At 57.3% G+C, this 2,142-nt stretch carries 3 protein-coding genes; all 3 read left to right on the top strand.

Annotated features, from left to right (window positions below):
* Positions 1 to 205: 205 nt before the first annotated feature.
* On the top strand, positions 206 to 400 hold the full coding sequence (locus tag AC0QHF_RS06425; RefSeq protein WP_324703365.1) for a hypothetical protein: 195 nt from the start codon (positions 206 to 208) through the stop codon (positions 398 to 400).
* Between the two features lie 259 nt (positions 401 to 659).
* A complete protein-coding gene (gene ndhO / locus AC0QHF_RS06420) occupies positions 660 to 875 on the top strand; it encodes an NAD(P)H-quinone oxidoreductase subunit O (RefSeq protein ID WP_324703364.1) in 216 nt (71 codons plus the stop codon).
* Between the two features lie 133 nt (positions 876 to 1,008).
* Positions 1,009 to 1,995 carry a malate dehydrogenase gene (gene mdh, locus AC0QHF_RS06415; protein WP_324703363.1) on the top strand — a complete coding sequence of 329 codons (987 nt, stop codon included), beginning with the start codon at positions 1,009 to 1,011 and terminating at the stop codon, positions 1,993 to 1,995.
* The last annotated feature ends 147 nt before the right edge of the window (positions 1,996 to 2,142 follow it).

Here is a 2,142-nt window from a genome sequence, read left to right as displayed (position 1 = left end):
TCCCCAATCATCGACCGATGATTTTGGCTGGTAGGGGCGCAAGGCTTGCGCCCTCGGGGAATTGATTCCCAAGCGGTGCGGATATTCAACCGGATTCGATCTGAAAACCGGCCAATTGTCCGATATGGCAATGTGAAATGATTCGTGAAAAATTGTCGGCTCAAAGCCCCCAGAATTGGGGGTTTGGGGGCGCGACTACTTACAAATGGTTTCCGATCGCTATATGCAACGGGAGAATGCGGCGATCGCATCAAAGCCCCCAGAATTGGGGGTTTGGGGGCGCGGCGATCGCATCAAAGCCCCCAGAATTAGGGGTTTGGGGGCGCGGCGATCGCATTTTAATCCCAAAACCGGCCAATTGCTCCACTTGCAACGGGACAATCCGGCGATCGCATCGTAATCTGAGAGAGTGTTAAGATAAATGTTCGGGTGGCCAGGTGGGGGAACCGGGGGCGGTAAAATGTTGATTGTCAAGATGGGAAGCCCAAACCGTCGGCGATTCGCGATAGCGCACCTATCGCTGTCCGTCCCTCACCCGGACTTCAGACTGCAATCTCGGCGATCGATTACCCAACCCATCACTCCTCAATCCTTCACTTCAAAGTAACAAGCCCTTACAATTCTGGATAGATTAATTAACCCAATTCATCCAAACAACCATGACCGTCAAAAAAGGAAGTTTTGTTCACGTCGTCCGGGAAAAGCTAGAAAACAGCCTAGAAGTAGCCGCCAGCGACTCCCGGCTTCCCCCCTACCTATTTGAAACCAAAGGGGAAGTCATGGACACCAAAGGAGACTACGCCTTCGTCAAATTTGGCCGAGTTCCGACCCCCGCCATGTGGCTGCGGATCGACCAGTTGGAAGACGCCAAATAGGAGATTTTCGGGCCCAGAAGGAGCCAGGAGAGTCGGGTTACTGTCAAATCAATGGGCGGACGGGGGGAAATCCACCTTCCCCCTTTCCCCATCGCTTCTCATCTGGCGCTGTCCTCACATTCGGTACACAAAGATGACTAGCCTATTTTTCCCTCCTTCCTGCCACCCCACCCGCGTTTCCATCATCGGCGCCGGAAAAGTCGGCGGCACCCTCGCCCAGCGCATCGCGGAAAGTAACGTGGCCAACGTCGTCCTCCTCGATGTCGTGGAAGGGTTGCCGCAGGGCGTCGCCCTGGACCTGATGCAAGCCGGATCGGTCGAAGGCCACGATCGCAAAATTCAGGGCACCAACGACTACGCCGACACCGCCGGATCGGATGTCGTCGTCATCACCGCCGGACGGCCCCGCACCCCCGGCATGAGTCGCAGCGACCTGATCGAAACCAACGCCCCCATCGTCGCCAAAGCCGCCGCCGAAGCGATGGCCTACTCCCCCGACGCCGTATTTTTGATCGTCACCAACCCCCTAGACGTGATGACCTACATCGCATGGCAGGTGACGAAACTCGCCCCCTTCCGCATCATGGGCATGGCCGGGGTATTGGACTCCGCCCGGTTCCAAACCTTCATCGCGATGGAATTAAACGTCTCCGTCGCCGACGTCAGCGCCACCGTCATGGGAAGCCACGGCGATTTGATGGTTCCCCTCCCCCGCTACTCCACCGTCAACGGCATCCCCATCACCGAATTACTCGACGAAGCCACCATCCACCGACTCATCGATCGCACCCGCAACGGCGGCGCCGAAATTGTCGGGCTCCTGAAGACGGGCGGCGCCTACTACGCCCCCGCTTCTTCAATTCGGATGATGGTCGAATCGATCTTACTCAACCGCCGCCGCCTGCTGCCCACCTCCGCCTATCTCCAAGGCGAATACGGCATGAAAGACATCTTCCTGGGCGTCCCCTGCTGGCTGGGTTGCCGCGGCGTGGAACGGGTGTTGGAATTGCCCCTCACCGACGATGAACGGCACGCCCTGGAAACCTGCGCGGCGTCGGTCCGGGAGGGCATCGAAAAAGCCGACTCGATTTTGGCGAGCACGGCCGGACTGAAGTTCTAAAAAATATACTCTGTAGGGGCCCCTGGCTTGCCCCCCCACCCGAAAAATTGATACCGGGCTGTTTATTGCGATCGATTGTGGTGTTCTTGAGGCGATCGCAAAAAGGAAAATTGCCGGAGGGCGAATGCCATTCGCCCCTACATTTTT

Source organism: Lyngbya sp. CCY1209, assembly GCF_055795065.1.
This window is presented reverse-complemented; position numbering and strand designations above follow the sequence as displayed.

Coding starts and splice junctions, on each gene's coding strand:
- mdh (WP_324703363.1), top strand. CDS start 1,009: ATGACTAGCCTATTTTTCCCTCCTTCCTGCCACCCCACCCGCGTTTCC.
- ndhO (WP_324703364.1), top strand. CDS start 660: ATGACCGTCAAAAAAGGAAGTTTTGTTCACGTCGTCCGGGAAAAGCTA.
- AC0QHF_RS06425 (WP_324703365.1), top strand. CDS start 206: ATGGTTTCCGATCGCTATATGCAACGGGAGAATGCGGCGATCGCATCA.